2 protein-coding genes are annotated in these 4,764 nt (G+C 35.1%); both read right to left on the bottom strand.

What is annotated here, in order from left to right; genetic code table 11:
• Positions 1-1,386: 1,386 nt before the first annotated feature.
• Positions 1,387-2,238, bottom strand: a complete 852-nt coding sequence (locus HCUR_RS03620; RefSeq protein ID WP_104206787.1) for a glucosaminidase domain-containing protein — start codon at positions 2,236-2,238, stop codon at positions 1,387-1,389.
• The gene (locus HCUR_RS03615) at positions 2,210-2,800 is read right to left on the bottom strand and encodes a NifU family protein (protein ID WP_104206786.1); all 591 of its coding nucleotides are present in this window, start codon (positions 2,798-2,800) and stop codon (positions 2,210-2,212) included. Before HCUR_RS03615 ends, HCUR_RS03620 begins: the two co-directional genes overlap by 29 nt.
• Positions 2,801-4,764: the final 1,964 nt, after the last annotated feature.

The raw sequence follows: 4,764 nt of genomic DNA, 5'->3' as shown, positions 1-4,764 counted from the left end.
TGTGTTATAAACAGTCCATGTCTATTGTTCTGGCTGGTTTATAGTGAACGAATGTCGGTTCTCAACGTATACTCCCTTTATCGTCTGCTGACCCATTCCAAAATGTCTACCCGCTTCCTCATCGCTCTATCCTTCTTTCGTCTTAATTCCTAAATCTTTACGATAATGAATACGACAGCTTTAAATATCTTCTATTTTTTTCTATCATAACGATTTTTTAGTTATTTCTCTCTACTTAAACAATTTAATATCTGAAACCTATAGAAACAGAAAAAAAAGATTTAGCCTCAGATTTAATCTAATTGCTTTTATTGACAATATGGACTTGGCGGGAATGATTAGATATATATAGTAATTTAGCTTAAAAACGGGATTATTTTTGTTATAATCGTCAGAAAATAACAAAAAGACATACATCTGGCAAAAAACAATACAGCCTAGACTTAAATAAAAGCATAATAGAATACAATAAAATTGGGTAATAATCAAAATACGCGCGCAATAATAGTTATAGTGCGTATAAAGTAGATACAGTAGGAAAAAGAAGAGATTGTCAAGCCTAAAGTACGATTAGGAAGCAAAGAAACTATAGATCCAAATCAGCTGAAAAATCTCTGTTGAAAATAACGAAGATAAACTATGATCAGAGATCGCTAGACTATTTAACGCAAGCATTACTTCTGTCTATAGAAGGCTTAAAAAATTAAGCTTTACCCTATTTTTACGTCTGGGAAGGCTTGTAAAGAAATAAATATCAAGCAACAATCAACAATATAGAACCTGAAGGTCTTGTATATAGTGATGAAAGTGGTATACAGAGAACGCTTTGCAAAGACAGAAAGTGGAGAAAAAGAAGTAAAAAACTGATTGATAAGGAGTGTGGTACATATTCAAAAAAACCAATATTATACTTGCTTAGTGAATAATCAATCCATAGCACTCATAGCGGGTCTTGCAATATTACTCTTTTTAATCAGTGAGGAGAACAGTGTTTAATTAAAGTGCTAAAGCTTGGGCTAATTTTGGATCATGCCTCATTCTATAACGCTTATAAGACAAAAGCATTAATTAAATTGGTTGGGTTCGGGCGAGTGTTCTTACAGATATATTCTCTCAACCTAAACCCCATTAAGACATTCTGGACTCATATAAAATGAAGGATTAACCATAACATTACTCAATGTACTGAATTCTATAAGGTATTACTTCAATTCTTTTAAATCCAATCTTCAAGCTAAATTACTAAGCTAAAATTTTTACCCCTAATTTTAACTTCTTTAATCTTCACTTAAAACCACGTTTTTTCGTAAATCATCTAGTTATGGGTAATTTATAGATTTCTCCCACGTAGAATTGTTCTTGTAGGCTATCACAAAGTCTATTTTCTTAAATAAAGAGTTTAGAAAAATTTTGATAAATTTCTATCCAGAGTGCATGGGCAAGAATTTTAACGCCTTCAGGACGCTGTGCCAAAGTACAGCAGTGCGCTCTAAATTCTTTTTCTTTCTGATAACGTGTCTGGTTAACGACCATACTACGATGAACACTGCCCACCATTAAATCAAAGACGGAAAGACGATATTTTTGCACAATATAGTGTATAATTTTTGGATACTTGGGATCTGTACAATAGGTGTTCAATTCTTGTACTAAAGTGCGCCCCAGGAGATCTTGTCTTCGTTCTCGCATTATACGACGCTTAGCACGAAACGTTTCATATCCTTTATGAGTATTGAGCGTTCTTACATAAGCTCGAACACTTTGTTCTGGAGTATCGTATTTATAGCATACATTTCCTTTTGTCATACCAAAATAAGAGTTTTTTCTCACACACCCCAAAGATTTTCCCCATCCACATTCTTGTATACTTTGGGCAATAGCCATGGAAATAGGAACCACATCCATACGATCTATCAGGTATTTCCAATTAGAAACTTTATAATATTTGCAAGCTTGTTTGAGAAATAGTTTTTCCTTGGAGGTGAGCAATTTTTTATTACGAGTCTTGCGGATAACATTTAGTAAAGCGAGCCGAGTACACAAAATATGGTAGTTTTCTTTCCACAATCTCCAACACAAAACCCGTACAAAATCTTTTTTTCTTTGAGAAAGCGACTGCTTCTGTTCCCAGGCCCGATACGTGTTTTCAATGTTTATAGCAAAATTATCTCGAGCATTGCTGGAACTTGGAATAATAAATGCCCCAGTACTAAGTAGAAAAATTTGATGCCATGTCATCCATTACTGCCTCTACACTGTGGACTTCAGGAATATAATGCTTAAGCAAATTTTCAATTCCGTAGGTCAACGTTTCTGCGGAATGAGGGCATCCTGAGCATGCACCTTCTAAGCGTACATAAACGATACCGCGCTCCATATCCATGTGATCAAATTGAATTGTACCTCCATCTGCTTCCACGTTGGGACGTACTCGGGTTGCAATCAATGTTTCAATTTCTTCCAAGATACTCTGCTCCTCTTGTGTATAGGAAATATTTTTTTCCTCTAGGACTGGAGCTTCTCCCAGTTTATTGAGTGGAAAACTAGAGCTATAATGATTTAAAACACACATAACAATACTTTGTAACAGATTCCAGGGAGTCATTTCATCTTTGGTAACAGTCATAAACTCTGGTGCTAAAAAGATGTGTTGTACTCCAGGAAGTTCTAAAATTTCTTTTAGTACAGGAATATGAAGAGCCTCCTGCGCAGAAAAAAACGATACATATTCCCCTCTGGTCACTCCAGAAGGAATAACAATTTTAATAGATAAAGGATTGGGTGTATCTTGTACGTACACGAAATATTATTAACAAGTAACTTGATTCAAATCGTAATATATTAACTAATTTTTGTCAAGTTTTTTGATTTTTCTTAACGAAAAAATTGACACAATAGACCTACTGCGTAAGCCTGGAACAAAATATAGTACCTTAGCTTTAAAATGAGATTAGATGTTTTATCATTAAAGACAATCCAGGCTAGACTTAAAATAAAAAAGAATAAAATACATAATTATTAGGTAACGATCAAAAGAAAAAACAAACAGTAATTAACGTAAGGAGAAGGTGGTACGGTACGAAAAATAACGAGTTATCAAGCCTCAATTACGATTAGGCAGCACAGGAACCATAAATCCAAATCCGGTAAAAATGTATGGTGAACATAAAGAATATAAAACATGAACAGAGATCGCTAGGCTATGTAAAGTAAGAATTACTTTTGTCTATAGAAGGCTTAAAAAGTCAGACTTTGGCGATAAAAAACTTTTTTCTCTGGGGAAGTAGATTAATAAAATTAAGCTGGATATCGAGAAGTCATAAAAAAAGTGACCAAGTAAAGTTTTGTATAGTAGTGATAAAAGTGGTGTTGATATAGCGAGTTGAAAAGATAGGGGATGGGGTAAAAAAGCCAAAAGCGTTTAGGTAGGTAAAGCCCGGCTTAGTAAATAATCAATTCAGCGCTTTTGTGGGGTTTAAGGGCTCTTGCAATACGAATCTTTGTAATTATTGGAGAGAAGAGTCTTGAATCAAAGCGCTAAACCCTCGCCTAATTATGGATCATGCTATAACGTGTATAAGACAAAAGTTAATTGATTGGCTTCGGGTTAATGTTCTTACCGCCATATTTGCTCGGTCTGAATTTCGGTCTGAATTCCATTGAGAAATTCTAGGGTATGAAACCATGGATTAGGAATAGAATTACAAAATGCGCTCAATGATATTGGATTATAACCCACTTCTTTTGCTCACCTAATACCTTAAAATGAGATTATTTTATTTTCTTGGGTACAGAGAACTGGAAAAATCTATTGCGTAGAAAAAGAGATGATTTCTGGATTATGTAACACTCTAGAGAAGATCGATACAAAGCCTACGATGGGATGCCCTCAAAAAACTGTTCCGAGGAAACCTCTTTTAATATGGATCCAGTATTTGCTCTACTTCAGTAACTCTATTGAAATTGTTATAAAAAAATTAATTTAATTACGCTTTAAATCAGAAGCGATTTCCACAAGGGCGGCTTAAAATCAAAACCACTTTTTCAGAATTGGAAGATAGATTCTAATGTTTCTACGCCAGTTAGAGTAAATAAAAGAAGAAGGTGCCTATCGAGAGAAACTCCGCTTTTCTGCCTCAGCATATATAAAGCAGGAAGGTGAGTACAAAAAAACTGCCAAAAATTTGGAGTTGTAATAACCAGGTTAGTACCGTAGATCGAAAAACTTCGACAGAAAGGCAAGCGTAAAGATTTCTCTTCACGGAACCCATGAAAAAACCCTTGATCCTGTTGCAGTGGAGGACCATCCTGACAAAATGATCAAAGAAGTATGACCAACACGTTAACGTTCTTACATGAACGCTACAGTACGCTTTACAACGTCTTGATTGTGTGCGAATTAAAAACCAGTCACGTAAAGAATTGAAAGAATAGGAATAAAGGATAGGATTGACATCACAGAGAGGCGAGAGAGGTCAAAAAGTGATACAAGTGATCTAAAAAATGAAGCGTGGCAAGTTATAGAAGAAGAGATTAACAAGCGCAAGAAAAAGCAAGTAAGGCCGCCGCCTAAGGATGCTAGGCGGGTATGGAGCGGCATAGTTTATATCACGAAATAGCTGGTTTGGAGGGCTTTCTCTAAAGAGTGTAGACCATGAAAAAGAGTACTGAAGAACTTTAATAGTCTAAAGCATCGAAAAATCATTCAAGTATTGATGGATAAACCCAGAGATATCCTCAAAATCAAGAGAGGAAAAGAGAAAA

The sequence above is a fragment of the Holospora curviuscula genome, assembly GCF_002930195.1.
Taxonomy (GTDB): Bacteria; Pseudomonadota; Alphaproteobacteria; order Holosporales; family Holosporaceae; genus Holospora; species Holospora curviuscula.
The sequence above is the reverse complement of the archived record's forward strand: the minus strand, read 5'-3'. Positions and strand labels throughout refer to the sequence as shown.